Genomic DNA, 609 nt, shown 5'->3' on the forward strand with positions numbered 1-609 from the left:
AAGTCAATGTCCACTATGTCCTGGTAACCATCATTGATGTACTTCAGGGCTTGTGTCACCGCCTGCTGGGTGTTCTTCTCTGGTCGGAAACCATAGCTATGTGATTCAAAGTTTAATTCGAACTTTGTCTTGAGCACTTGGCTTACCGCCTGTTGTAACCATCGGTCTGCTACCGTTGGGATACCCAGTAATCGAGCCTTCCCGCTTCCCTTGGGTATTTCAATCCCTAGTATAGCGTCAGGTACATACGTGTGGTTCAGTACACTTGTGATAATCTTGTCACGGTTCGCTTCCAGGTGGTTAGCTCATAGACGCTCATCCCATCAATGCCTGCTGATCCTCTGTTTTGCAGTACCTGTCGGTATGCTTTGTAAAGGTTATTACGTTTTAGTACTTCTGATATCATAAAACTTACTTCCTTGTCCTTCTAAGGGCAGGCTATCCCGCTTTCAGCGGAACTCCTACACAAATCCGGACGCGATCCAATGTTCCCTCCTTCATTGAGTTGTGAGTCCTCCATTTCTTTCAATGGCTCGTTACTGTCAACTACTATGAGGTCTGCTGACTCCTTGGCTCATAGAATCCGAATCTATTCCAAGGCATCCCTCG

General features: G+C 46.5%; 1 protein-coding gene. It reads right to left on the bottom strand.

Annotation, left to right across the window (positions count from 1 at the left end; translation table 11 throughout):
• Window positions 1–296: reverse transcriptase domain-containing protein (locus tag FNH22_RS33050; RefSeq protein WP_370513215.1), on the bottom strand; the 296-nt coding region annotated here is incomplete at its 3' end.
• Window positions 297–609 lie beyond the last annotated feature (313 nt).

Origin of the sequence: Fulvivirga sp. M361, from assembly GCF_007097395.1 — a bacterium.
Taxonomy (GTDB): Bacteria; Bacteroidota; Bacteroidia; order Cytophagales; family Cyclobacteriaceae; genus Fulvivirga.